The organism is Alkalibacillus sp. S2W (genome assembly GCF_046764385.1).
Classification (GTDB): Bacteria; Bacillota; Bacilli; order Bacillales; family Alkalibacillaceae; genus Alkalibacillus; species Alkalibacillus almallahensis.
Map to the genome: position 1 here is coordinate 234,180 of NZ_CP177234.1, position 26,337 is coordinate 260,516.

At 39.4% G+C, this 26,337-nt stretch carries 21 protein-coding genes and 1 pseudogene; 12 read left to right on the forward strand and 10 right to left on the reverse strand.

The genetic code is table 11. The features are described from left to right. Positions 1-42 precede the first annotated feature (42 nt). Entirely contained in the window at positions 43-1,176 is a 1,134-nt protein-coding gene (gene yfkAB, locus ACKXGF_RS01345; protein ID WP_354221722.1) for a radical SAM/CxCxxxxC motif protein YfkAB, read from the forward strand. 369 nt (positions 1,177-1,545) lie between these two features. Beyond that, the gene (locus ACKXGF_RS01350) at positions 1,546-2,694 is read left to right on the forward strand and encodes a dicarboxylate/amino acid:cation symporter (RefSeq protein ID WP_411954526.1); all 1,149 of its coding nucleotides are present in this window, start codon (positions 1,546-1,548) and stop codon (positions 2,692-2,694) included. A gap of 51 nt (positions 2,695-2,745) precedes the next feature. Here ACKXGF_RS01350 and ACKXGF_RS01355 read toward each other — a convergent pair whose 3' ends face one another. Beyond that, positions 2,746-3,135, reverse strand: coding sequence for an ectoine synthase (locus ACKXGF_RS01355; protein ID WP_411954527.1), 390 nt, complete (start codon positions 3,133-3,135; stop codon positions 2,746-2,748). Positions 3,136-3,699: 564 nt separating this feature from the next. Between ACKXGF_RS01355 and ACKXGF_RS01360 the strand changes: the two genes are divergently transcribed. After that, complete coding sequence (locus tag ACKXGF_RS01360) at positions 3,700-5,226, forward strand: exopolyphosphatase (RefSeq protein WP_411954528.1); 1,527 nt, start codon at positions 3,700-3,702, stop codon at positions 5,224-5,226. A 20-nt stretch (positions 5,227-5,246) separates the two neighbouring features. Next, entirely contained in the window at positions 5,247-7,304 is a 2,058-nt protein-coding gene (locus ACKXGF_RS01365) for an RNA degradosome polyphosphate kinase (RefSeq protein ID WP_411954529.1), read from the forward strand. Positions 7,305-7,446: 142 nt separating this feature from the next. On the opposite strand, the gene ACKXGF_RS01370 is transcribed toward ACKXGF_RS01365, so the two are convergent. Next, entirely contained in the window at positions 7,447-8,985 is a 1,539-nt protein-coding gene (locus ACKXGF_RS01370) for a catalase (protein WP_411954530.1), read from the reverse strand. Positions 8,986-9,094: 109 nt separating this feature from the next. Here ACKXGF_RS01370 and ACKXGF_RS01375 point away from each other — a divergent pair, with 109 nt between their 5' ends. Both ACKXGF_RS01375 and ACKXGF_RS01380 read left to right on the forward strand, forming a co-directional pair. Continuing rightward, the gene (locus ACKXGF_RS01375; protein ID WP_411954531.1) at positions 9,095-9,586 is read left to right on the forward strand and encodes a cation:proton antiporter regulatory subunit; all 492 of its coding nucleotides are present in this window, start codon (positions 9,095-9,097) and stop codon (positions 9,584-9,586) included. Positions 9,587-9,592: 6 nt separating this feature from the next. Further along, positions 9,593-10,747 (forward strand): cation:proton antiporter, encoded by a 1,155-nt coding sequence (locus ACKXGF_RS01380; protein WP_411954533.1) that lies wholly within the window; start codon positions 9,593-9,595, stop codon positions 10,745-10,747. A gap of 82 nt (positions 10,748-10,829) precedes the next feature. Here the strand turns inward: ACKXGF_RS01380 and ltrA are convergent. Beyond that, positions 10,830-12,056: pseudogene (ltrA, locus tag ACKXGF_RS01385) on the reverse strand (group II intron reverse transcriptase/maturase); the annotation flags it as partial. 118 nt (positions 12,057-12,174) lie between these two features. On the opposite strand from ltrA, the gene ACKXGF_RS01390 reads away from it, so the two are divergent. Then, on the forward strand, positions 12,175-13,245 hold the full coding sequence (locus ACKXGF_RS01390) for an IS30 family transposase (RefSeq protein WP_411953264.1): 1,071 nt from the start codon (positions 12,175-12,177) through the stop codon (positions 13,243-13,245). A gap of 692 nt (positions 13,246-13,937) precedes the next feature. Here the strand turns inward: ACKXGF_RS01390 and ACKXGF_RS01395 are convergent. The 4 genes from ACKXGF_RS01395 to ACKXGF_RS01410 form a co-directional block, all read right to left on the reverse strand. Next, a complete protein-coding gene (locus ACKXGF_RS01395) occupies positions 13,938-15,047 on the reverse strand; it encodes a mechanosensitive ion channel family protein (protein WP_411954534.1) in 1,110 nt (369 codons plus the stop codon). A gap of 105 nt (positions 15,048-15,152) precedes the next feature. After that, positions 15,153-15,821 carry a type 1 glutamine amidotransferase domain-containing protein gene (locus ACKXGF_RS01400; protein ID WP_411954535.1) on the reverse strand — a complete coding sequence of 223 codons (669 nt, stop codon included), beginning with the start codon at positions 15,819-15,821 and terminating at the stop codon, positions 15,153-15,155. Between the two features lie 74 nt (positions 15,822-15,895). Beyond that, positions 15,896-16,732: a manganese catalase family protein gene (locus ACKXGF_RS01405; protein ID WP_411954536.1), complete on the reverse strand. Its 837-nt coding sequence runs from the start codon at positions 16,730-16,732 to the stop codon at positions 15,896-15,898. 89 nt (positions 16,733-16,821) lie between these two features. After that, a complete protein-coding gene (locus tag ACKXGF_RS01410; RefSeq protein WP_411954537.1) occupies positions 16,822-18,309 on the reverse strand; it encodes a spore germination protein in 1,488 nt (495 codons plus the stop codon). Between the two features lie 86 nt (positions 18,310-18,395). Between ACKXGF_RS01410 and ACKXGF_RS01415 the strand changes: the two genes are divergently transcribed. Continuing rightward, positions 18,396-18,908 carry a hypothetical protein gene (locus tag ACKXGF_RS01415; protein ID WP_411954538.1) on the forward strand — a complete coding sequence of 171 codons (513 nt, stop codon included), beginning with the start codon at positions 18,396-18,398 and terminating at the stop codon, positions 18,906-18,908. A 286-nt stretch (positions 18,909-19,194) separates the two neighbouring features. Here ACKXGF_RS01415 and ACKXGF_RS01420 read toward each other — a convergent pair whose 3' ends face one another. Both ACKXGF_RS01420 and ACKXGF_RS01425 read right to left on the reverse strand, forming a co-directional pair. Further along, positions 19,195-20,172: a hypothetical protein gene (locus tag ACKXGF_RS01420; protein WP_411954539.1), complete on the reverse strand. Its 978-nt coding sequence runs from the start codon at positions 20,170-20,172 to the stop codon at positions 19,195-19,197. A 107-nt stretch (positions 20,173-20,279) separates the two neighbouring features. Next, complete coding sequence (locus ACKXGF_RS01425) at positions 20,280-21,173, reverse strand: diacylglycerol/lipid kinase family protein (protein WP_411954540.1); 894 nt, start codon at positions 21,171-21,173, stop codon at positions 20,280-20,282. 261 nt (positions 21,174-21,434) lie between these two features. Between ACKXGF_RS01425 and ACKXGF_RS01430 the strand changes: the two genes are divergently transcribed. The 4 genes from ACKXGF_RS01430 (at position 21,435) to ACKXGF_RS01445 (ending at position 25,363) form a co-directional block, all read left to right on the forward strand. Then, on the forward strand, positions 21,435-22,325 hold the full coding sequence (locus ACKXGF_RS01430) for an ATP-binding cassette domain-containing protein (RefSeq protein ID WP_411954541.1): 891 nt from the start codon (positions 21,435-21,437) through the stop codon (positions 22,323-22,325). After that, the gene (locus ACKXGF_RS01435; protein WP_411954542.1) at positions 22,325-23,926 is read left to right on the forward strand and encodes an ABC transporter permease; all 1,602 of its coding nucleotides are present in this window, start codon (positions 22,325-22,327) and stop codon (positions 23,924-23,926) included. Before ACKXGF_RS01430 ends, ACKXGF_RS01435 begins: the two co-directional genes overlap by 1 nt. A gap of 56 nt (positions 23,927-23,982) precedes the next feature. Beyond that, positions 23,983-24,579 (forward strand): CBS domain-containing protein, encoded by a 597-nt coding sequence (locus ACKXGF_RS01440; RefSeq protein ID WP_411954543.1) that lies wholly within the window; start codon positions 23,983-23,985, stop codon positions 24,577-24,579. Between the two features lie 226 nt (positions 24,580-24,805). Next, positions 24,806-25,363: a shikimate kinase gene (locus ACKXGF_RS01445; RefSeq protein WP_411955542.1), complete on the forward strand. Its 558-nt coding sequence runs from the start codon at positions 24,806-24,808 to the stop codon at positions 25,361-25,363. A gap of 418 nt (positions 25,364-25,781) precedes the next feature. Here the strand turns inward: ACKXGF_RS01445 and ACKXGF_RS01450 are convergent, their stop codons facing one another. Further along, the gene (locus ACKXGF_RS01450; RefSeq protein ID WP_411954544.1) at positions 25,782-26,240 is read right to left on the reverse strand and encodes a FixH family protein; all 459 of its coding nucleotides are present in this window, start codon (positions 26,238-26,240) and stop codon (positions 25,782-25,784) included. Positions 26,241-26,337 lie beyond the last annotated feature (97 nt).

Sequence of the window (26,337 nt, forward strand, 5' to 3'; positions counted from 1 at the left end):
TAGAATGATGATAGATTATGACGTTTAGAAAGGACGAAATTTATGCAATTGAGTAATCAACACCGAGAATTATCACCTAGTTATGATCCGTGGGAAGCGTATATGGACGTTGACGAACACGGAGAACTCGTGCTCTCTAATATTGAATTCACGACAACGCATTTATGTAATATGCGTTGTCGTCACTGTGCGGTTGGCGATACATTAATGACTCGCGACCCTGATGCACTACCGATTGATTTACTTTTAAAACGATTAGATGAAGTACCGCATTTACGGACTTTGAGTATTACGGGTGGCGAACCGATGTTATCGAAAAAGTCTGTGGAACAATACGTCGTCCCGTTATTACGTTATGCCCATGAACGTGGGGTTCGCACGCAAATTAATTCTAATCTAACACTACCTTACGAGCGTTACGAGGCTATTATCCCTTATTTAGATGTCCTACATATTTCACATAATTGGGGCACCGTTGATGAATTTGCGGAAACGGGTTTTGCTTTAATGGAACGGACGCCTTCATTTGATAGTCGTGCCATGTTTTTCGATCGGTTGGTTGATAATAGTCAACGCCTTTCTGCAGAAGGTGTCATGGTCTCAGCCGAAACCATGTTAAATGGCCGCACGTACCCACATTTACAAGAAATTCATGAACATGTCTTGCAAATGGGGTGTACCCGTCACGAGATTCACCCGATGTATCCAGTCGATTTCGCGAAAGATTTAGAGACATTATCGCTCGATGAGATGAAACAGGGGATTCGTCATTTACTAGATATTCGTGATCAAGATGTCTGGATGCTTTTCGGAACACTGCCATTTTATCCATGTAGTCAGTCAGATGATGACTTAGAATTACTGCAACGTCTAGATCAAGCGAAGAATGTCACAGTCCGTAATGATCCTGATGGGCGGTCACGATTAAATGTGAATATCTTTTCTGGTGAAGTGACGGTGACAGACTTTGGGGATGAGCCAAGTCTTGGTAATATTCAGCATACACCTTTAGTTGAAAGTTTCGACCAGTGGATGGCATCTAATCTAGCGCAGTCATTGAATTGCCATTGCCCAATGGCGAAATGTTTAGGTCCGAATGTGTTAGTCAAAGACACGTATTATCCAAACGTTGATTTCCAGAAGCGACAGGCTAAAATTTCTCTACAAAATCGATAGTTTTTGATGCAGGGCGGATGGTCATACCATTCGCTCTGTATTTTTGACTCTGTTAGGTTTAGTGGAGATTTTCAAAAAATACAGCACTTAGTTGTTGAATTGTGAGAAGCGAAGGTGGCGACTCCTGCAGGAACAGCACGAGTCTCGAGACCCCACAGGCCACGCTTTTCGGCCGAGGAGGCTCGAGCCGTGCCTGCGGAAAGCGTCTACCGAGAGCGGATCGCAATTCAACAACGGACTGTATCAAAGTTTTATCTTTTAACAAATAATCTAATTATTCCGATTATTTAAAATAGCATTGTGATTTCGATTTTAAAACGGTATGATATCCCTTAATACTTATTAGTAGGAAAGGAGTCGACCAATCAAATGAAACTCATATTAAAATTATTAACAGGTATTATTCTCGGTACGATTATTGGATTAATAGGGATTGAATGGTTAACGCGTTCCCTTGTAACAGTCAGTGACCTATTTGGACAGTTTATTGAATTCATGATTCCGCTCATTATTCTATTTTTTATTGCTTCAGGCGTATCCCATTTAGGTCAAAATTCTGGAAAATTAGTCGGGTTAACTTTAGGAACGGCTTACACCTCAACCATCTTAGCTGGTACGGCAGCTTTCTTCGTTGCGACGATTATTATGCCGTTCGTGGCACAAGATGGTACAGCTCCGGAAGAAGGGAGTGCGCCTGAAAGTTTTCTTGATTTAACGATTGATCCGTTAATGGGGGTTATCACCGCCCTAGTGTTAGCATTTACGTTTGGTATTGCTATGGCGAAGCTTAAAAGTGAAGCTTTAATTAAGGTTTTCGACGAAGGTAAGGCGGTCGTTGAATTTGTGATTATGCGTGTTATTATTCCAATTTTACCGTTTTTCATCGCGGGTATATTCACTGAAATGGCTGCTGAAGGCACAGTCTTTGATACATTATCTGTGTTTGGCATCGTGCTAGTGGTTGCAATCGTCATGCATTGGATATGGTTATCCATTCAATATACAATTGCAGGTTTCTATACTGGACAAAATCCATTCAAGTTAATTAAGACCATGTTACCAGCCTATTTCACAGGACTTGGTACGATGAGCAGTGCTGCTACAATTCCAGTGACGTTAAGACAAGCAAAACAAAATAATGTTAAAGACGATGTGGCTGACTTTACAGTACCTTTAAGTGCTAATATTCATTTATCGGGTAGTATGATTACCATTGTGAGCTGTACGGTTGCGGTTATGTCGGTCATGGATGGTTTTAGTACACCTGGATTATTTGATATTTTACCAGTTATTGCAACACTAGGTGTGATTATGATCGCAGCACCTGGTGTTCCGGGTGGTGCAATTATGGCAGCGATCGGTATTTTAGGTTCGATGCTCGGTTTCACAGAATCGGCTATTGCCCTTATGATCGCATTGTATATGGCGCAAGATAGCTTTGGTACAGCAACGAACGTGACAGGTGATGGTGCGATTGCCTTGTTAGTCGATCAATTCACAAGTAAGATGAAGCATTAAAAAAAGTGCTAGATTGCTCAAGCTTAGCAATCTAGCACTTTTCATTGCTTATTAATCTTCATCAACTGGGTAAACACCATTTTCATCATGCACTTCTTTACCTGAAAGTGGCGGGTTAAAGACGCATACGACGCGCATATCTTCTTTACCACCGCGTAGTAGGTGCTCGTCATGCTCGTCTAATGAATAAACGGTGCCTGGTGTGATTTTGTATACTTGGTTATCTTTCAGTGTTTCAACTTCACCATCACCTTCAATACAGTAGACGGCTTCTAAATGGTTTTGATACCAAATATGTGTCTCTGTTCCAGCTTTAATCACCGTGTCATGTAGAGAAAAGCCCATGCCATCTTGCTTTAATAGCAGGCGACGGCTGTCCCAGTTTTCCCCTCTAACGTCATTTTCTGTTCCGATAATGTCTTGTAATTTAACTGTTTTCATAGTATCAAAATCCCCTTCCTGTATTTATCTATAAAATTTTACTTAAAAACTCTTGTGTTCATGGGTTTTGTGGTGATTCAAAGAGTGGCTGAGGTTTTCCTTTATCCATAAGCATTATACGGATTTCCAAGCTTCAAGAGTGAACACCATTTCATGTGTAACAACAACTATCATCATCACTTCGCGAGCTAGATCTTTCATAATTTGAGAACATTTCCAACTAACTTAGAAGCTAGAGCCGATGTTGGGTCATCTTTTGACTCTAAAACATTATTATCCACTACTGTGTTTTATTATCTCATTGCATAAATGAGTTTGGAAAATGACATTAAACGATATTATTATTGATTATCAAATACTTCATGTTATTTTTGTACCCTTAACTTAACTTTAGTTAAAATAGCGCTAATTTTGTTTATTATTCTTTTGTTTAATCCAAATTTGGTCTTTAAATTAATTGTTGTATTTATTTTTCTAGAGAAACCCTGATCATTTCTTTACTGAATCTTAAAATTCTCTTTTCTCAGCTCATGCTATAATGTAGATAAAAAAGGGGGCAACATAGTGAAACAGTTTAGTGCCGTTATTGATATAGGAGCAAATTCCATGAGACTTGTCATTTATTCGCATATTGGCTTCTTTAGGGTACAGGAAGTGGAAAACGTTAAAATGGTTGCCTATCTTCGCAATCATTTAGATAATGATTCAAATCTTACTAGTGAAGGATTATTCGTCCTAATCGATACACTTAGCAGTTTTCAAAAAGTCATTAAATCATATGATTTAGATCACTTTATATGTGCTGCTACTTCTGCTATACGCATGGCTGAAAATCGTGAAGATATAAAAGAAAGAGTCAAAAAGGAAACGGGTCTGACTATGACCCTCCTAACTGAAGAAGAAGAAGCTTACTACGGTTATTTTGCAGTTGTCAATTCTACCTCATTCGAGGAAGGATTTACAGTAGATATTGGTGGTGGGAGCACTGAAATCACCTATTTTAAAGATCGAAAGCTTATAAATTCACACAGCTTTCCATTTGGATCGTTAACACTTATGGAATTCATTGGTGTGAATAATTCTTCAACTAAACAGCTTGATCAATTAAGAGAATTCATATATGACCATTTCTCTCAACTCGATTGGATTGATAAAAAGAACGTTCCTATTATTGGAATCGGCGGAAGTGCAAGGAATATGGTTGAAATTGATCAGACCTACAAAGACTATCCTCTTGCTGGATTACATCAGTATGAGATGTACGAATCGGATATAGAGCAAATTTCACAACATTTAATAAAATTGAACAAGAAACAAAGAGAGGATATCGAAGGGCTTTCTAAGGATCGAGCGGAAACTATTTTACCAGCAATGCAAGTGTTCTACTGCCTTTATAATCTTACAAAAGCCTCTCAATTTGTATTGAGTAGAAAGGGATTGAGAGAAGGGCTTTTTTATGAACAGCTTTCAGGGAATATAAATCGACATTTGTATCATAATGTATTACAGAATAGTATTGATGAACTCATTCAGGAATATGAGCTCTATCCTGATCAGACAGCATACAATCGAGATCTTACTAAAAAATTATATTATCCACTTATTGATAGTGGGCTTTCCTCAATTCTTTCAGCTAGGGATTGGGATATTATGAAGTATGCCTGCGATGTTTATAACCTTGGCAGTTATGTGGATTCTGAATCAAGCTCTCAGCACAGTTTTTATCTCCTTGCCAATCGAACAATTGATGGGCTAACACATAAGGAACGTCTAAGACTTGCTTTGCTTGCATCTTTCAAAAACAAAAGTGTTTACAAGCGATTCTTAAAACCTTATAAGAACTGGTTCTCAAAGTCAGAACGCCAAAAATTAAGAATTCTTGGAGCTATTTTGAAACTTGCGTATTCCCTTAATTCTACTAAACGACAAGTTCTATCGGATGTAAACGTCTCAGTTGAAGAAGAAAAGATTTTTATCGAGTGCTTTTGTAATCAAGATTATAAACCAGAAGCTTACCAGGCAGAAAAACAGAAAAAACATTTGGAAAAAGCATTAAATACTCAAATTAATATTTCTTTTCATAATCATTGATATTGCGAGGGGGAATAATAATGGCACAAAATTCAACAATTGATCTTAATCATCCTTCTCTTTATAATAATCGTGAGCTTAGCTTGATATCTTTCAATGAGAGGGTCCTGATGGAAGCGGTCGAACCGTCTAATCCATTGCTCGAACAACTGAAATTCATAGCTATTTTTTCTTCAAATACAGATGAATTTTTTATGGTAAGGGTGGCTGGATTACTTGACCAAATTAAAGCAAACTATACGAAACCAGATAATAAAGCAGGACTCAAGCCTATTGAGCAGGTCGAGAGTATTTCGAAGAATATGACTCGCCTTTCGAAGGAACAGTATCGAATTTATCATGATTTAACGAGAAAACTACAGGATTATGGGTGGAGAATTATTCATAAAGCGAAGGATTTGGATAGTTTAGAACAGTATTTTGACGATTTTCTCTTGCCTAATCTTACCCCTATAGTAATTGATGAGCATCAACCTTTTCCATTGCTTTCAAATAAAGCGGTTTATATTGGAGTTGAGTTAAAAAGTGAAATAAATAAAACGACATCGGCTTTTCTTAAAGTCCCGGATATGTTACCGCGACTTGTTTTTTCATCAGATTTAGATGCGTATGTGTTCATAGAAGATATTATTTCACACTTTGCCTACAAGTTGTTTGATGGATATAGTGTGTATTCCATAACCGTGTTTAGAATAACTAGAAATGCTGACCTTACAATTCATGAAGAAGGAGCAAGAGACCTATTAGAAGAAATTGAAAAAGAATTACAGAACCGTGAAGATGGAGCGGTTGTGCGCCTTGAAGTCGATCAAAATCCATCTCATTCCCTGCTTGAGATGCTTAAAAGAAAATTTCATGTTTTGGAAAGGGATGTTTATTATCAAAATGGCCCACTTGACCTCACGTTTCTTTTTCAGTTTTGGAAGGAAAAATCAAAAGAAAACCCTTCTTTAGCTTATCCAACATTTCGACCACAACAACCCATGTACCTTGAAGAGAACGATAGCATTTTTTCGGCAGCTAGAGAAAAAGATTTGTTCTTTCACCATCCTTATGACTCGTTTGATCCTGTTGTCTCGTTTGTCACGGAGGCAGCCGAAGATGATCAAGTTTTAGCCATTAAACAAACCCTTTATCGAGTAAGTGAAAACTCTCCAATTATCCAAGCCTTAAAAAAGGCTGCGGAAAATGGCAAAGATGTAACGGTATTAGTAGAATTAAAAGCACGTTTTGATGAGGAAAATAACGTTCAATGGGCGCGTTCGCTTGAGAAAGTAGGGTGCCATGTTATATATGGTATCCCTTTTTTGAAAACCCACAGTAAGATTATTCTAGTGGTTAGAAGACAAGAGGAGACAATTGAACGATTTGTTCACCTAGGAACCGGCAACTATAATGATCAGACAGCAAGTTTATACACCGATATGGGGATTATAACTAGTCGTCATGAATTTGGTGAGGATGCAACACGGTTTTTTAATTATTTAGCCGATAATTCGTCCAAGAGTGAGTTTCGACATTTATCTGTGGCACCTGCTCATTTAAAGAACGATTTGATTAGTTATATTCAACAAGAAGTTATTAATCATAAAAAGCATAATAATGGAAGAATCATTGCGAAGATGAATTCATTAACAGAAAAAAATATTATTAAAGAATTTTATAAAGCCTCTCAAGAAGGGGTGCAAATTGATTTAATTGTTCGAGGGATTTGTTGTTTACGACCAGGGATTCCAGGTGTGAGTGAAAATATTAAAGTTCGAAGTATTATCGGTAGGTTTTTAGAACACAGTCGGATTTTCTATTTTTACAATAACGGTGATGCAAGATATTTCCTCTCATCTGCTGATCTTATGACTCGAAATGTGAAACGAAGAATCGAACTTATGGTGCCGATTTATGAAAATTCGGTTCAGCAAGCTATTTGGGATGTATTAGATCTTCAACTTATGGATGATAAGAAGGCAAGGGTGCTTGACCGGTATGGGAATTACACTTCTTTAACGAACCGATCCGTTAACAGTCAACTAGAGTTATTAAAATTAGCTTATGAAAGAAATGGAGCAACAGTTGAATGATCTTGACATCTATCAGGTGATAAGTGGAAGTAATATTTTTAGGCTTTAGAGCTTGGCTATAAGGTCGTTTTTTGTTCCGGTAAAATTAAGGAAAAACACAAAAACTTCTAATACTACTGTCGGTATTAGAAGTTTTTGTGTGTTAATAAGGGTCTGAAGGATATCCGATATCGTCTGAATTTAGCATGGGATCAGGTTCTGATGTTTGGTTGTTCAAACCTTGAGCGACACGTTTTCCATACTCTGAGTCAGCTTTTGTTAAGTTTTCGATTATATGATTTTGAATGGTTTCATGACATTGCGATAAAGCATTAACCAAGTTATTGATTAATTCATTCTGTTCCCATTCATTCATACGACGATAAGTTTCACCTGCTTGACCAAAATAATTTTGCCGTTCAATCGGGTCACGGACAATATTACCTTCCACATAAGGTTCGTGTTCCTGGCCAGGATTTTCGGCTTCGCGGTAACCATCTAGCGCTGAAGGTTCGTAGTTAATGTGCGGGTTTTTGTCTTCAGCATAATCTGTGCGGTAATCCATTTGACCACCGTTTTGATTTGTGCGAATCCCTTTTATTGGGCTGTTAATCGGTAATTGTAAGTAGTTTGCACCGACACGATAACGTTGAGTATCGGAATAGGAATAGGTTCTACCTTGTAATAGTTTGTCATCTGAGAAGTCGAGGCCATCGACGAGCACGCCTGTTCCAAATGCAGACTGTTCCACTTCAGCGTGATAATTCTTCGGATTATCATTTAACACCATTTTACCGACTTTATGCCATGGGAATTGGTCACGATACCACAATTTAGTCGGATCGAGAGGGTCGAAATCAAGTTCTGGATGCTCACCTTCTTCCATGATTTGGACATATAATTCCCATTCTGGATAATTGCCTTCTTCAATGGCATTATATAAATCTTCAGTTGCATGGTTAAAGTTTTCACCTTGGATCTGGTTCGCTTCCATTTGTGTTAAGTTTTTAATACCTTGAACGGGTTCCCAGTGGTATTTAACTAAGACAGCTTTTCCTTCAGCGTTCACCCATCTATAAGCGTGGACGCCTGATCCTTGCATGTGACGATAATTCGCAGGAATTCCCCAAGGTGAAAACAGGAATGTAATCATATGGGTCGCTTCAGGTGATTGACTGACGAATTCCATGATCCGTTCAGGGTCTTGAATGTTGGTGACAGGGTCGGGTTGAAAGGCGTGAACAAAGTCAGGAAACTTGATGGGATCGCGAATAAAGAAGATTTTTAGATTATTGCCGACTAAGTCCCAATTACCATCTTCCGTATAAAATTTCACAGCAAAACCGCGGGGATCTCGTAATGTTTCAGGTGAGTGTTTCCCATGATTAACGGTGGAAAATCGGACGAAGACAGGTGTTTGTTTACCTTTTTCAAATACTTTAGCTCGGGTGTATTTTGATAGAGGCTCTCCATCTATCTCACCATAAGATTCAAAGTAGCCGTAAGCACCAGCGCCGCGTGCATGAACAATACGTTCGGGTATTTTCTCACGATCAAAGTGACTGATCTTCTCAAGAAAATCGTAGTTTTCAAGAACCATAGGGCCTCGTTTACCAACGGTTCGGGCGTTTTGATTATCCGTGACAGGGTGACCTTGTTGGTTCGTCAGCGTTTCTTTTTGGTGATGCTTTTTCATATTCATAACCTCCTTACTTATCACGTCATTAGTATGAACAATTGCTTAAAACTTATTAGCCAATAGGAAAAATTCTATATATAATAGGGATAAGAAGAAATAGAGGAGGCACGTTATGCAATTTCATGAAACAGAATTACCAGGTGTCGGTAAGAAAATCACCTTTAAAAATAGTGAAGGAATTTATACTGTGATGATTTTACATCATAGTGGAAAACGTGAATTTTATTATTTAGAGGATGACGATGATGATGAGCCTTTATTTTCGACAACGTTGACTTCAGAGGAAACGAAAGAGTTAGCGATTAAATTACTCGGAAGTCGTGAGGAAACGCCTGAAGATGATGCTTACGATCAAATGAGTCTCGTCCGGAAAAAGGCATTAGTTAACTGGGTGGATATTAAACAAGGTTCATGCATGATTGAACGATCGGTTGGCAGTGCACAGGACTTGAGTGAAAACGAAGTGTCGATCGTGGCTATTTTCCGTGAAGATGAACTACTGTCCAAACCTGCTGATGATGTGGTGATTTATGAAGGAGATACACTAATGGTTCTCGGTCGGAAAAAAGCGGTCGAAGATTTCGAAAAGACTTGTAAGGAATAGTATCTCATGGACTTACCAGAGATGTTGTCAGCAGGGTTACTGTTATTATTATTATTTGTAGTCGGTTTTGTCTCGCTTAAAATTAAGGTTCCTAATGTCATCACGTTCTTATTTGTTGGACTGGTAATTGGGGGCTTGATTGAGGATTCACATATATTAGGTTTTGCTGGAGAAGTAGGCATTATTTTATTGTTCTTTATGTTAGGGATGGAATTTCCTTTAAAACAGTTAAGTCAAGTAGCCAAAAAGGTGTTTAAAGCAGGCATTCTTGATGTCATACTCAGTTTCGGTGTGGCTATGGGCATTGCTTTGATGTTCGGTGTCGACTGGATGACGGCGATGCTGATCGGTGGTGTGGCCTATGCGACTAGTTCGTCAATCACCGCCAAATTACTAGAGGGCAGTAAAAGAATGGCGAACAAAGAGTCTGAATTTATGTTAGGTTTGTTAATCTTTGAAGATATCGTTGCACCTGTTTTGGTCGCTGTTTTAGTTGGTCTAACGGCTGGTTCTGCGATTACAGCTGGTTCAATCACCTTGATTCTGTTACAAGTATTACTGCTTATGGCAGGAGCCATCCTTTTATCGCTATGGGTGATGCCGAAGTTTCGTCCGTTTGTTGATCGTTATATGAACGAAGACTTTTTCGTATTGTTTGTCATAGGCTTAGCCTTAACATACGGTGGTTTGGCGTTATATTTAGACCTTTCTGAAGTATTGGGCGCTTTCTTGGCAGGAATTGTATTAGCTGAGTTAAAACGGACAGAAGAAATGGAGCACTTAGTCATAAACTTTCGTGACTTGTTGTTACCCTTATTCTTTGTTTATTTCGGTACAAATATTGAATTAACAGAAGGGATCCCCATGGTTCCGTTGTTATTGGTCTTATTAGTTTGGTCCATTATTGCTAAACTAGCAGTAGGTTATTGGGGCGGACAATCATATGGGATGTCAAAACGTGTATCTTTAAGAGCAGGATTATCCTTTACACAGCGCGGTGAATTTTCGATTATTATCGCTGCTTTAGCTTCACAGGAGATCGCGGCGTTTAGTAGTGTGTTTATCTTAATGTCAGCTTTAATTGGTGTCGTTTTATTCCAAAACGCACCGAAAATAGCCAATCGATTTTTCCCTAAAAAACCAAAAGGACAGTCGAAATAATAATCGAGTAGGAGGAGGTGATTAACCTCCGACCTCTCACACCACCGTACGTACGGTTCCGTATACGGCGGTTCAATTTTATTTAAACACGTACTTTCTTATAATGTTGTGCAGAGGAGACTAGCCCGAATTGGGCTAGTCTCTTGTTGGTTATTGTGGTTGTAAGAATCCAGGAGTAAGCGGTGCGAACCGCACCTTTACTTGTATAGCTGTTTCTGTAAGCATTGTATTTACTCATGCCTAATTTAATTAGATTCTTTCTCCTGTTCTTAGGTGTTTTCCACTTTGTCCATATGCACGCTCTTAGGCGAATCCTCGTATGGGAGTCAACGCGGTCCAAAAGGCTTTTCATATAACCTATCCTAAAGTAATTAACCCAACCTCTTATGAGTTGGTTAATCCGTTCCACTTGATACTTCGTATCAACACTCCAATTTCTTTTGGTTAACTGTTTCAGTTTATATTTGAACGTTTCGATGGATGTCTGATGTGGCTTTGCTTTATACTCATGACTTTGGTAATCTATAAAGAAGCCAAAACCAAGAAACTTCAAATCAGGGTTATTGGGTTTGGTTACTTTTGATTTCGTTGTGTTGACGGTCAGGCCAAGCTTCTCTTCGATAAATGTTGATACCGAGCGCATAACGCGATTCGCGGACATCTCGCTTTTGACCATAATGATACAATCATCAGCGTACCTAACGAAGCAAAGGCCTCGACTGTCGAGTTCTTGGTCTAACTCGTTCAACATAATGTTACTTAACAACGGGGATAGATTGCCACCTTGTGGTGTTCCTATGATGGTCTCCTTATACCCTTCATCTAATTGCACCCCACTTACTAGAAATTTTCTAATGAGTGAGATCACATCGCCATCTTTCACCGTTCTCGAAATAAGGTTCATAAGACGGTCATGATTGACCGTATCAAAGAAACGTTCAAGGTCTATATCCACCACCCATTCGTAACCTTCATTCATAAATTCTAGTGACTGACGTATCGCCATTTCAGCGTTTCGTCCTGGTCTAAACCCATAACTATGTTCATGAAATTGTGGGTTAAACTTAGAGGTTAGAACTTGTGTTATTGCTTGTTGAATAACCCGATCAACCACAGTTGGAATGCCTAGTAAGCGAACTCCCCCATTATCTTTAGGAATCTCAACCCTTTTGACTGGTGCTGGTTGGTACTCTCTTCGTTTGATTTGGCGGATGATATCCTTTTGATTTTCCACCATATATGATGGCAACTCTTGAATCGTCATGCCATCCACACCAGCGGCACCTTTGTTTTTAATGACGCGTTTTTGTGCCTCGTCAAGAGGTGGATTTTATAATGAACTTAGCCACTTAAGTCATAAAAAACGCCATGTGAATTTCATGTTATATTGAAGTTAACCACAACACTCAATAAAGGAATGAAATCACATGACGCCATTTAATGATAACATGCCCCGCACTAAGGGCAAACACTTAAGCGCGGATGAACGGTCAAAAATCCAAGTGTTAAAGCAGGAAGGCTATTCTCACCGTCAAATCGCCAAAGTATTAGGCTGTGCGCCGCAAACAATCAATAATGAGATTAAACGGGGTTCGGTGACGCAAGCAAGAGAACAGAAACAAAATGGCAAAACATACCGCTATACGCATCCCGTTTATTTCCCAGATGTCGGCCAACGTCAGTACGAAGAAAATCGGTTAAACTGCGGGCGTATACCGAAATGGGTTGGTATCCCTACATTCATAGAATGGGCGGATACCAAGATGCTTCAGGACGGATGGTCTCCAGACGCTGTCGTCGGTTATTTGAAAGTCCATTTTCCGTATGCCCAAGCCTTACTACCGTGCACTACCACACTCTATCATTGGATCAACATCGGCATTATGCGGACGAAGAATATTGACCTGCTTGAGAAAGTCAGTCGCGCACCTAGAAAGACCGGGCGGCACGGTAAAGAAAATAAGCGCAAGTTAGGTACTTCCATTGAAGAGCGGCCGAAACATATTGAAGACAGAGCAGAGTTCGGACACTGGGAAATTGATACGGTACTGGGCGTTAAAGGTGAAGATGATGAGGTATTACTCACCTTGGCCGAGCGTAAAACACGGTTTGAATGCGTTATTAAAGTCGACCGAAAGGATGCATCATCGATTTCAAAAGCCGTTCAGTCACTGGCCGAGCGAACCGGCACAGACATGCGCGCCATGTTTAAAACCATCACGTCAGATAACGGGTCGGAGTTCAGCACGTTAGAAACGGATTTAAAAGAAACGACCCAAGTCTATTTTAGTCATCCCTATGCATCTTATGAACGCGGCACCAGCGAAAATCAGCACAAATTGATTCGACGGTTTATACCGAAAAGTCACCCCATCAGTCAAGTGAGTCAGCAACAAACCTTACGCGTACAAACGTGGATGAATACCTATCCGCGGAAACAGCTCAATTATCGCACGCCACAGGAAGCACTCATGACAGAGGTCAAGGCAATAGCTTAGATAGTTGTGACATTTCGCTCCCCCCTAGGGGGGAGAGCGTCAACTCTCTTCATCTATTCACAATCTCCCCATAGCAGGGGCTGGCCCAGTGGCTAACTTGTACTTGAAATTTAGGTGCCTCGTCAAGATTATCTTTCCTAAGAATCAAGTCCAACAGTTTTTCATCGTACATGCTTGTTACTTCCTTTCTTTCTCGTAAAGATGGTATCCACTTTAACGCGGTATGCCAGTGGTCTTTTTCCTCTTCCAATCGAGATTTCCGTAACCATAAAATTGTTCAGCCCTTCGCTCTTTCTAACTTTCGTTAGATGTCTTCACTACTACGGCTTCAGCTGACTTCTCATCATCCAAACTTATATCACTACAAGTCTTTGATGTAGATAATGAGACCTCCCTGGTTAAGGTGCGAGCTCTTTCTCTCCATCTATCTGCTATATTTACACCGCATGATATGGATAGCTATAGGACTTCAACTTCTTTAGCAGTCTTATCCTCATACGTTGCCTCTTATATAGTTTCTATTCGTCAGACCAGAGATTTGTCTAAGGCTTCCTTCAGATTCCATGTCACCATGGACACCCTTGCCTTCGACTATGTGCTTACCACTACCAGGTCGCACTCAGGACTTTCACCCGTTAGAGCTCACCCATGCCAGGCAAACTAAAAAGCCGAAGTAGCGTGCTACTTCGGCTTTACTTATCTTGGTTAAACGGTTTAGCCATACGTTCAATGGATTCATCTTCCGCATCCAAGTATAATGTTCGTGTTGGAAAGGCGACAGACACATCTTCTTCTGATAAGATGTCCATGATTTGTAGGTTAATATCTTCTTTAATTTTGACGTGTTCTTCCCACTCCGTTGTTTTCGTAAAGAAATAAAGCATTATGTCTAAACTACTATTATTATATTCAGTAAACCTTACCACAATGGTTTCTGGATGAATACCATCATGATTCTCTAAGAGTTCACGAATGCGCTCAACCACAGTTTCAAGCTTTTCTTTCGGCGTACTATACTCAACACCCAAATTAAAGTAAATGCGACGCTTGCCCATTTCACTCCAGTTTGTAATCGGTTCGTTAGATAATGTTGCATTAGGAATTGTGACGAGTGATTCGGCGAATGTTCTCACTCTTGTACTTCTGAATGTGATGTCTTCAACGATACCCTCAACACTAGGTGTTTCAATCCAATCATCCATCGTGAACGGCTTTTCGGTGATAATCACAACACCACCAAATAAGTTTTTGATGACCTCTTGAGCTGCAAGAGCAAAGGCTAGTCCACCTAAGCCTAGTCCTGCTACAAAGCCACTTACTTTATAGCCGAATTCTTGAGCGATGATACTGAAACTGATGGCAATGACAATAAATCGAATCGCTTTAGATATAAATGGGATTAAGATTTGATCAATCTTTAAGCTGATCCTGTCGTTAATTTTCATCAAGATTAATGAAGAACTAGAAGCTAAATTATATAGTCCCCAAGTAATGACGATAATAACGGATGAACGGATGAAGTGCCTAAACAATTCATTATCTTGTTCGAGGAATGGAACATAATGAACAGCAATATAAACCCCAACAATAACGAATAACCATCCGACCGGTTTTTCGTAGGATTTAACAATATAATCAAGTAAATCAGATTTAGTTTTATGTGTGAAAGCTAGAATTAATTTAAAAATATATTTTGCGAACAATCCTTTTGCGACTAAAAAGCCAAGAAATATGGCACCCGCAATCATTAAGCTATACCAATGATCATAATGAATTATGTATTCCCAAAATCGCCAGTTCATATTGAGAGCTCCTTGTGATCATGCTTTTAATGCTAAATTTATCATACTACAGCGTTAAAAAAACTTAAAGGCTACTCCTTAAAATAAGAAGTAGCCTTTGGATTATTAGGATACTGTTTGTGCCTCAATCGCACGGATAAAACGATCAGCTGTTGAACCACTGGATTGTGGGTTTTGACCCGTGATAAGGTTATGGTCGCGAACGGAATAATCGCTCCACTTATCACCGCGTTCAAAGTTTGCGCCTTGTTCACGCAATTTCGATTCAAGCATGAACGGCATGTGTTGATCTAATTGCATTTCTTTTTCCTCTTCATCTGTAAATGCTGTTAGGTTCTTGCCTTTAACAATAGGTGTTCCATCTTCATAGGTCACATTGACTAATCCAGCTGGGCCGTGACAAACAGAACCGATGACTTTATCTTTTTCAGCGTATTGCTGTAAGACATATTGTAAGGTTTCACTATCTGGTAAGTCGAACATTGTGCCGTGTCCACCTGGTAAGAAGACACCATCAAATGCATTGGCATCTGATTTAGATAATTGCTCTGTATTTTCTAAAGCTGTTTCAGCAGCCTTCCATTCAGGTCGATCTTCAATGCTATTTGGATCAAGTGGAACTTCGCCACCTTTAATACTTGTTACTTTCACATCATATCCTTGCTCTATAAACTTGAGATAAGGAACAGCGAATTCTTCTAGCCATAATCCTGTTTTGTGATCTTCTGTGATCGTTTCGTGATTAGTTAAAATCATTAAGATTGAATTTGCCATGATGATTCCTCCTTTTCTAATTACCTTTGTAACACGGTTGTTTAGCAAGATTCAAAGAGTATGCTTGAACAGTTTTAGCAAAGTTGCGGTGGAATATTGAAATTCGTATTAAACGTGTAAGGTGGTGCTGGTGGAATGGAAGGGATGCCTCCATAAGTTGGTGGGTTAGGCACATAATTAAAGTAAGAGCAGCCATCAATACTTGGTCCGTGAGCCCAACGCCCTTCAGCACTTGCATTGCCTTGTGAAAAGTTGTAGAAGTCATAGGCAACTGACTTCAATTCTTGATTAGAAGGGAAGGTCGACGGAACCACGACACCTTCGCGTTCTTCAAGTTCTTGTAAAGCGGCTAACCACATATTCTGGTGCATGCGATCGCGAGCAATTAAGAAGGATAACATATCTTTCACGCCACGATCGTTTGTCATTTCATATAAACGAGTGGCTTGGAGACGTCCTTGTGATTCTGCCATAACATTGGCGCGAAAATCCGCAATCAAATTGCCACTTGCTCCAATATAATCTGCTGACCAACTGTTACCATTACTGTCTTGTGGCATAGCGCCAAGTCCTGAGACAATGGCATGTTGAGGATTCATGCCTCCAATAATGGCTGCCATGGCAGGGTCTTCAGAAGCTTGCTCGAGTGTACCTGCTGGTGCGTCATCTAATAGACGGGCAATCATGGTCGCTAACATTTCAACATGTGCAAGTTCTTCTGTCCCGACGTCATAGAGTAAATCCTTATACTTTCCTTCCATACGTAAATTAAATCCTTGGAATAAGTATTGCATCGCAACTGAAATTTCCCCATATTGCCCACCTAAAATTTCTTGAAGGCGTCTCGCAAACAACGGGTTAGGTCGTTCAGGTTTAGCTTCGAACTGTAATTCCTTCACATGATAAAACAATAGATGTCACTTCCTTTTTCTTCAGTGTCATTCTATATCTATGGTTATGTGAAGGTGGTTTGTCCGTATTCTTTTACTTATCAAGATTCTTAAAGTAGCTTACGTTTGGGTTTTTGCCTAGTTGGATCCGTCGTGTGTAAGATGCTTGGTCTTAAATCATTGTATGGAATAGGTGAACGGAAAAGTGTTAATAAAAACGCACGACCATCAAATGGAATAAATGGCCATAAATATGGAACATCAAGAGTCTTCGTCTTACTTAATAAAAGGATCCACAAAGTTATGATTATAATAAAGCCCGTCGTGCCAAAAGCAGCGGCACCTGTTAAAAAAACTAATCTAAAAATCCGGTTAGCAAGACTCATTTCATAACTTGGCGTCGCGTAGCTCCCGATGACTGCAGCAGCAATATATAGAATCACTTCATGTGTGAACAATCCGACTTCTACTGCGATCTCCCCAATAAGAATAGCTGAGACAAGTCCAAGGGCGGTTGCTAAAGCACTTGGGGTATGAATCGCTGCCATCCTTAATATTTCCACCCCGACTTCAGCTAGTAAGAACTGAATAAATATAGGGATTTGTCCAGGTTGTTCAATGCCAATGAATTGAAAACTTTCGCCTCCTAATTGTTGATCTGTTGCGAGTAAATACCACATCGGTAATAGAAAAAGAGCGATTAGAATGGCCGCAAATCGAATCCAACGTAGGAACATCCCGACCACAGGTGCTTGCCGATATTCCTCAGCATGCTGTAAATGATGCCAAAAAGTCGTTGGACAGATCATGACACTCGGAGATCCATCGACAATGATTAAGACATGCCCTTCCAATAAATGAACGCTTGCTGTGTCACTACGTTCGGTATAACGGACGAGCGGATAAGGATTGAGTCGCTTACCAAATATATATTCTTCAAGTGTTTTCTCTCCCATGGGTAAACCGTCGACTTCAATGGCTTCAATGGATTGGGTAAGTTTGTCTACTATATCCTGATCCGCAATACTATCGATATAAGCAAGGGCAACATCCTTCTTTGACCGTGTACCCACTTGCATATATTTCATATTAAGGGAACGATCGCGAATATGACGACGTATGAGACCAGCATTGAAGACAATGGTTTCGACAAAACCATCGCGTGGACCACGTACAACTCTCTCTAGGTCAGGTTCTTGAGGTGAGCGTATGGAATATTCTCGTGTATCGACTAAAATGGCTTCATCACAATCTTCAATAATGAAAGCAGCTTGACCTGACAGGACTTGAGTGATGACCGTTTCGAGATCATCTGTCGTTTCGATTTCTTGGTGAGGAATAATAGATTGAGTTAGCGTATCAATTGGGTCTTTTTTTAGGTCAGACGTTTCTACATTATTCAAACTTTTAATCGTTTCAACTAAAGAATAATTGTTAGCAAAGCCATCTACATAGAATAGGGCCATTTTTCGTTCGGCGTGGACGAGTTGATGATGAATAACATCAAAATTGTCATCAACACGTAACTGTTCTGTTAAAAATTGAACGTTTTTCTTAAAATCTTTATAGACGGGATTGGATTTGTCTTGTGTTCCCATGTGTTCACCTTCTTCATGAATGCTTAATGTTAGTATGAAGAGGGTATGAAGAACTTATACGTGATGGTGTAAAGAGAGGGGTTTGTATGAGGTCTATATTTCGAATAGGAATTGTTTTATTTTGCCTACCTGCCATATTCGGATTTGGTGAAGCGGGGAGGACGGGGTCAAATCACGAGCTACTCGTATACAGTTTGTTGTTCGGTTTATGTTTGATTCAAGTTGGATTAGTGGACTATTGGCGTTATGAATCGTCTAAATTATGGCGGGTTAGTTTGCTTATATTATGGCTAGGGATTCCTTTTCTTATGATCAGTCAGTTCGTCTCGCTGTTGGATTTAGCTCATGAAGTTGAACAAACGGTTTTGACTCAACATGGAATATTATTACCCATCGGCATATTGTCATTAGGGTTTCCAGTTGGTTTGATATTATGGGGCTATGCTATTAATCGAGATCTAACACCATTAGGATTAGGTTTATCCATATCAGCTCTAATCATGGCAGCAGGCTTATTGTTGACACCGATGATTCACCATATTGGTATAATGCTTGTTTCTGTGTGTTTGTATGGTTTATCAAGTAGGGTATTTAAATAAAAGCTCTGTTAAAGTTTAGTGTTGAATTTCAAATGGTGTAGCAATGAGTTGTTGAATGGTGAGTAGCGTTGACGGCGACATTGCCGTCGTGGGAACAGCGCATGCTTCGAGAACCGCTGTGATACAGTGATACAGCGAAATTGGCGCTCAATACAGCGAAATCCCCCAAACATACAGCGAAACTAAACCATCCAACGAAAGCGGATCACAATATCAAGAATGTATTTTTAACAAAGCTTAAATAAAAAATCTCTCGGGATAATTTCCCGAGAGATTTATGGATTAATTAGTTCATGCCACCCATATCTTGCATCATCATATCATTCATCATCTGATTTAATTCTTCAAAACTAATCGTTTCTTCATTTTCTGGATCGATATTAAATTCAATATCTCCATTACGGTTGCTGTAAGTCGTTTGTACATTCATGTAAAACTGCATCGATTCATCTGATTCTGGATCTTCAAATAACAGGTCAGATTCAAGAGTATTTTCTTGGATTTGGTCATCTTCAATCACCATTGACATATCAAATTGTTCAACGGTTAAGACCTCATCCATTTCTTTCATCATCGTATCTAAATCTTGATTAAATGTATCCATCTCTTCTTGAGTGAACATTTCATCAAACTCTTCCATGAAGGCTTCCATTAAGTAACGGAAATCTTCTTGTGTAATTGAGACAGAATAACGATCTTCTTCTTGTGTGAAGTCGCCTTCATCTTTTTGCTCAATGAAATCTTTGAAAATCGCCTGACCGCGTTCTTGCATTTCTTCTTGGTCCATCTCAGGCATATCTTCACCTTCGACACCTTGCATATTCTGTAAGTCCATTTTAACAAGTTTTCCTTTAGCTTCTTCAGGAATTGGGAACATCATGCCTAAATTATCAGCTAGGCTATCTGTTCTCATATACATAACCTGGTTTTCTAGGTCTTGTAAGAATGGAAGTTTAACATCAAGAGATAATGGCGGAATCGAACCGCTAATATCCATGACCACTTCTTGCATTTGTGCTTCTTGATCATATGCTTGATCAACTTGTAGTTCAAAGTCATTTAACATACTCGTAACTTGGTCAAACATTGGATCATTCATATTGCCACTTAATTCAAAGTCCACTGTTGAAGACGATTCATAACTTTCAGCGTTCATCATGTTATCGAATGCGTCAGCGACAACTTCCTTATCGCTACGTTCATCACCACATGCTGCTAACACAACAAATAATACTAGCACAGCTGTGAGTAATACTTTTTTCATTTTGTTACCCCCCTCCTAAATAATGACAACTTAATCATACCATATTTTTAGCTCATAAAGTGGTGAAAACAGTAAATTCTTTTTATAAAAATTTTAACCGTTTTTTACTATACGGCAGAGCTAGTGATAAACGTTAATTTCTTTTTGCCTGCTGTAATGTGTGCAGGGGTTTTGATGTAATTCTCGCCATCTGTATCGACTTCTAACGTTTGATCGGATCGAATGACAATGTCTTTTGCTTGAAAGTGACGAATTTGATTCAGTGGTTTCGTGCGACTGAACACATTTTTAAGTGACAGCCATTCTTTAATGGTGTTCATGTTGGATTCCTCAACAATGACAATATCTAAGCGTTCATCACTAATGTCTATGGTTTCAATCGGGAAACGATGTGTTCCAATGAAAGATCCATTCATCACAAGTAACATCGCCGCATCGATTTCATAATCTTCACCATCAGCTGTGACATAAAATCGTTTCGTATCGCCTGCTTGAAAGGACTGAATTGCACTAATGAAATAACTTAAGGTCCCGAATGATTCCTTCAATTCTTGATCAATACCTTCAGAGGCATCAGTAATAAGACCCATCCCAGCAAAGTTTGTGTAATAGTGATTGTTAATTTGAGTAATATCAACTTCTTTTGTCTCATTTTGATTAATGACAGGTCCAAATTTTTTGGGGTTCTGGGGTAGTCCAATTGTCCGTGAAAAATCGTTACATGTACCTCCAGGGAGTAACAAAATAGGCGGCACATCATTTAGTTCGGCTAATTCGTTAACGGCTGTATGTAGAGTGCCATCGCCTCCGTACAGAATTAATAAATCATACTGGGAAACCGTTTGGCAGCGATCTTTTAATTCTTGCTCTGATTCGGTTTGAACGAAGTCGATATCTTTAATTTGTGTGGCTAATATTGGCATGATTTGCTTTAACATCGTCTCTTTTTCTTGGACGTTTTTATTGCCGTTAAATAAAAATATAGCGTGACGGTAGTGCATGTAATCACCTCTGTATGGTTTGAATGCCCCTTTTGATGATTTTAAAACGGGCTAAAAATCAGTTGCTACCATAGGATCGTTCATCTATTTGGTTATTTAATTGTAAACTATATATAAGAATTATTATAGTTTTTTGAATACAATCTCTCAAATTATTTAATAAAACACTTAATTCAAGCCTATTATACGTTAGAATGGGTATATCATTAGTCTGATGGTATTGCACAATCGTTTGGTTGAAGCGAGAAGGGGGAGAGCGTTGTGTCAGTATTGCAAACAAAAGGATTAACGAAACAATTCGGTCAAGTTGACGTTTTAACTGGGGTCGATTTGGAAGTTGATAAAGGAGAAATCTTTGGGTTTATCGGTCCTAATGGTGCCGGGAAATCGACAACGATTCGAATTTTATTAGGTATTTTGAAAGCAACAGATGGGAAAGCGACCATTTTTGGTCAGGATGTTTGGCATGATGCTGTTAACATTCATAAACGCATCGCGTATGTACCAGGTGATGTTAATTTATGGCCTAATTTAACAGGTGGTCAAGTGATTGATTACTTAGTCCATTTGCGAGGTCAAAAGGTGAATCAGGAGAAAAAGGAACGGTTGATTCAACGCTTTCAACTTGATCCGACAAAAAAGTGCCGTACCTATTCGAAAGGAAATCGTCAAAAAGTAGCTTTAGTGGCAGCTTTTGCGGCGGATTGTGATTTATATATTTTAGATGAACCGACCTCAGGGCTCGACCCCCTTATGGAACGGAAATTTCAAGAACTGATTTTAGAGGCAAAAGCAGAAGGGAAAAGTGTCCTACTGTCGAGTCATATATTATCTGAAGTCGAGAAACTATGTGATCGTATTGCGATTATTCGTGATGGTGAAGTAATTGAAACCGGGACGATGTCAGACTTGCGCCATTTAACACGAACGCATCTCTATGTTGAAACAGAAAAGACGTTGGTCTTACCAGATCAAGGGATTCACGAATGGAAAGAAACGGACTGGGGTTACCAATTTCAAGTTGACCGCGAAGTGTTGGATGATGTGATGCAAGCCATTGCACAAGCTGGAGTGACGAAAATTGAAAGCGCCCCACCGACTTTAGAGGACTTATTCATGCGTCATTATGATGTTGGAGAGGGTGACGTCTAATGCGAGATTGGTTTAGTCAAACGGAGTCTATTCTGTTATGGCAATTGAAACAAGATCGATTGAGATTAGTCATCTGGCTGGTTTCCATTATAGCTGTCACTGTTTTAACAGCCATCTTATTTGAAGGATTATATCCAGATGAAGGAGATCGTCAACGATTGGCACAATCTGTCTTAAATCCAGCGATTACGATGTTGTTAGGTCCAGCTTATGGTGTTGAACAGTATGATATCGGTGCGATCATGGCACATCAAATGTTCTTATTCACAGCGTTAGCAACAGCTATTTTTAGTATTTTAACGGTATCGAAACATACACGAGAAGAGGAATCACTTGGTCGTATGGAAATCATCCGTTCCCTTCCAACAGGACGCTTGGCTCCATTAGCTGCGATTATGATTCACCATACTCTGTCATTTGTCGTATTGGCCTGTGGTGTAGGAACTGGATTGTACTTATTATCGGTTGCATCGATTTCGTTTGAAGGTGCTTTGTTATATGGCATAGGGATCAGTGCTGTTGGTCTATTTTTTGCTGCTGTTACGGCTGTTTGTGCACAATTAGCTGAGTCATCCAGAGGTACTATTAGTTTAGCGTTTCTTGTCTTGATTGTATCGTATGCGATTCGTGGTCTAGGTGACGTGTCTTATGAAGGTTTATCATGGTGGTCGCCACTTGGATGGATGCTTGAAACGCGTGTGATGGTTGATAATCATTGGTGGCCAGTCGCGCTTTTATTGGTCTCGGGATTATTATTGACAGGTCTAGCGCTTTATTTAAATGCAAAACGCGATTTAGGAGCAGGATTATTACCAGCACGACAAGGCCCTCGACATGCATCGAAATGGTTACAAACACAATTTGGATTTACGCTTACGATGCAACGAGTCTCGATTATTGCTTGGGCTGTAGGTTTACTCATTTTCGGTGCTACCTATGGTTCGGTGTTAGGGGAAACAGGAACGTATGTAGCTGAGATTGAGATTATGAAAGAGATGCTTAATATTGACCAATTAACAGGTCGAGCCTTAATTGAAGAGTTCGTTTCGATGCTAGCTGTTATCATTACAATTTTTGCGACGGTTCCGGTTGTTTTATCGATGTATCGATTGGCGAAAGAAGAAAAGCTAAACCGATTGGAATCAGTCATCGCCACGGCCACATCAAAACCGTCACTTCTCGGTGTACATTTAGTGATCGGTTTATTATTTAGTTTGATCGTCGTCAGTGCTGCTGGTATTGGTATGGGACTGATGGGACAGAGATCAGTTGATGGATTACAGTTTATGACGGTTTTTGAAACGATGATGGCGTACTTACCTGCAGTTTGGATCATGTTAAGCCTGGCAGCTCTATGTGTTGGCATTGGAAGATGGCTATGGATCACTTGGGCCTATTTAGGTTATTCCTTTATTGTCGTGTATTTGGGTGGTGCTTTAGAATTCCCTGAATGGATGAATAAGCTATCCCCTTTTGAATGGGTGCCAAGTTTACCTGTAGAGGAATTCCAATTAATTAATGTGTTAGCTTTAATAGGCATAGCGATCATCTTAAGTCTGATTGCGCTTGCTAGTTATCGCAAGCGAGATTTAGCAGGATAATATGTATAAATCACTCCTTTTGATACATGATAAACGTTAGAAGGAGTGATGACATTATGGAGAATACGATTAAAAATTTAATGAGTTCCAACATCGTATCGGTTACATCTGATCAGACGGTACAGGAAGCGGCGGCATTAATGGAGCAAAATGATATTGGTGCCATTCCAGTTATCGAAAATGGTCAGCTAAGAGGGATTGTGACGGATCGTGATATTACACTTCGAGCAACGGCTAAAAATCAACAAGGGAATTGCCCGATTGGTCAGTGTATGAGTGATCAAATTGTATCAGCTGACGCAAGCATGGATGTTCATGAAGCAGCGCAAATGATGGCTCAAAATCAAATTCGTCGTTTGCCTGTAACGGAGAATGGTCAAGCTGTCGGTATGCTGTCAATTGGTGATCTTGCGCAACAAAACATATACCGAAATGAAGCGGGAGATGCATTGTCGAACATTTCAATTCCGAAAGCCAACCAGGCAAATGCTCGGGCTCAAGGTCAAGCCCAGGCGCAGCAGATGCAGCAAGGGCAACAAGCTCAACAAGCCCAATCGCAACAGGCACAGCAGGCACAACAGGCTCAACAAGGACAAATGAACCAACAAAATCAATCAATGAATAACTCACAAAAGAATCCAGGCATGCAATAATTAACTGGATACTACTAATGTTGATGTGAAGAAGCATATTTAGTATTTACCTAATTAACAGACCAAATCAATTTGATTTGGTCTCTTTTTTATACCAATACAGGTGATTGTTAATTTATGTTAAAATTAATTCAGAAATTGGTGGTTGTTCTTGACTAATCAGACGGAACAGTTTATTTGTAATAGGAAAAAAGTTTATAACCAAGAATTAATAGTGGAGGTAATAATGAAATTCTTACTCATATTTGGACCTCAAGCAGTTGGCAAAATGACTGTTGGGCAAGAGCTAGAAAAGGCTACTGCATTGAAGTTGTTTCACAACCATATGACCATTGAACTACTCGAACCATACTTGGGGTTCAGTCCAGAAATGTGGAGGTTATCAACACTTTTTAGGACGGAAATATTTAAAGCTGTTGCTGAGAGTTATCAAGCAGGCTTAATATTCACTTATGTTTGGGCATTTAATCAAGAAGAGGACTGGAACTTTGTGAAGAATACGTGTGAGATTTTTGAAAGCAGAGGTGCAAGTATTTATTTTGTTGAATTAGATGCAGATGTTGATGAGAGGCTTAAAAGAAATAAAAGTCCCCACCGACTTGAACACAAGCCTACAAAGAGAAATGTTGATTGGTCTGAAAATGAGTTAAAGGAGACAATTAAACAATATAGGTTGAACTCTAACGAAGGTGAAATTAAAAGAGAAAATTACATAAAAATAAATAATACTAATTTGAACGCTAAGGAAGTAGCTAAGATCATTTCAGAAAAATTTAATTTATAACCTTTTGTTTTTGTTGCATTATGTTGGGATGCGGATGGGGCAGATTAGTTGAACAAGAAAGAATAGCATTTTTAAAGTTGGCTATGTTAAAGTCTATTGTTGCTTTTCAAATGACGTAGCACTGAGTTGTTGAATTGTGAGAAGCGAAGGTGGCGACTCCTGCGGGAAAAGCACGAGTCTCGAGACCCCACAGGCCACGCTTTTTCGGCCGAGGAGGCTCGAGCCGTGCCCGCGGAAAGCGTCCGCCGGTAGCGGATCACAATATCAACAACGGACTTTAATAAAGCTTAAAAATTAAATTAATACTCTAGCTTTCAAGGTGCAATACCAAAGTACCTATTCAGTGTAACACTCACTCTATATTATATTTTTAAATTCTAGAAACTTAATTACTTATTCACGAGGGCACGCCTTTTTATTAGTTATGGTCGCTATGATCTTCCTCGTTACTATCTTCACTAGACTGATCTTCATCTAACTCTGCTTCACCAACAGCGAGAGCTTGCTGAGGCATTGTATGTTGATCAACTGCTGTAACATGAGCAATCATGTGATAGACTGCGTCTTCTTCGAATGTATAAGTTGCCTCGTAGACACCTTCTTCAGTGAAAGAACCTTTAATCATGTCGCTTTCTTCTTTCGATCCTTCTTGCCAAACTTCGAACTCAACCTCGTCAGCTTCATTAATATTGTTACCATCATGAGTGACGTGAGCTGATAAAGTGACATCACCTTTCGAAAGGTTTTGTTCGGTTAAGATTTCAACTTCTAATGGTGCTAATGAATCGGGTTCAGATGATTCCTCTGTTTCCTCATTACCACACGCTGATAATATGATTAAAATGATAGCCATTAGACTCATAAGCCGTTTTGCCAATCGGAACACTCCTATAAATTAGTGAATTTTTCATATGGTTAATGTATCATGATTAATAAGTTGAATGAACAAATGTCTGTGAACTTTTTGCGGAAAT

Bases quoted from the DNA above. Each gene is read 5' to 3' on its own strand.
- ACKXGF_RS01425 (WP_411954540.1), bottom strand. From the start codon at position 21,173: ATGCACTACCGTCACGCTATATTTTTATTTAACGGCAATAAAAACGTC.
- ACKXGF_RS01350 (WP_411954526.1), top strand. From the start codon at position 1,546: ATGAAACTCATATTAAAATTATTAACAGGTATTATTCTCGGTACGATT.
- ACKXGF_RS01390 (WP_411953264.1), top strand. From the start codon at position 12,175: ATGACGCCATTTAATGATAACATGCCCCGCACTAAGGGCAAACACTTA.
- ACKXGF_RS01435 (WP_411954542.1), top strand. From the start codon at position 22,325: ATGCGAGATTGGTTTAGTCAAACGGAGTCTATTCTGTTATGGCAATTG.
- ACKXGF_RS01415 (WP_411954538.1), top strand. From the start codon at position 18,396: ATGAGGTCTATATTTCGAATAGGAATTGTTTTATTTTGCCTACCTGCC.
- ACKXGF_RS01400 (WP_411954535.1), bottom strand. From the start codon at position 15,821: ATGGCAAATTCAATCTTAATGATTTTAACTAATCACGAAACGATCACA.
- ACKXGF_RS01380 (WP_411954533.1), top strand. From the start codon at position 9,593: ATGGACTTACCAGAGATGTTGTCAGCAGGGTTACTGTTATTATTATTA.
- ACKXGF_RS01395 (WP_411954534.1), bottom strand. From the start codon at position 15,047: ATGAACTGGCGATTTTGGGAATACATAATTCATTATGATCATTGGTAT.
- ACKXGF_RS01410 (WP_411954537.1), bottom strand. From the start codon at position 18,309: ATGGGAACACAAGACAAATCCAATCCCGTCTATAAAGATTTTAAGAAA.
- ACKXGF_RS01440 (WP_411954543.1), top strand. From the start codon at position 23,983: ATGGAGAATACGATTAAAAATTTAATGAGTTCCAACATCGTATCGGTT.
- ACKXGF_RS01445 (WP_411955542.1), top strand. From the start codon at position 24,806: ATGAAATTCTTACTCATATTTGGACCTCAAGCAGTTGGCAAAATGACT.
- ACKXGF_RS01370 (WP_411954530.1), bottom strand. From the start codon at position 8,985: ATGAATATGAAAAAGCATCACCAAAAAGAAACGCTGACGAACCAACAA.
- ACKXGF_RS01355 (WP_411954527.1), bottom strand. From the start codon at position 3,135: ATGAAAACAGTTAAATTACAAGACATTATCGGAACAGAAAATGACGTT.
- ACKXGF_RS01365 (WP_411954529.1), top strand. From the start codon at position 5,247: ATGGCACAAAATTCAACAATTGATCTTAATCATCCTTCTCTTTATAAT.
- ACKXGF_RS01420 (WP_411954539.1), bottom strand. From the start codon at position 20,172: ATGAAAAAAGTATTACTCACAGCTGTGCTAGTATTATTTGTTGTGTTA.
- ACKXGF_RS01375 (WP_411954531.1), top strand. From the start codon at position 9,095: ATGCAATTTCATGAAACAGAATTACCAGGTGTCGGTAAGAAAATCACC.
- yfkAB (WP_354221722.1), top strand. From the start codon at position 43: ATGCAATTGAGTAATCAACACCGAGAATTATCACCTAGTTATGATCCG.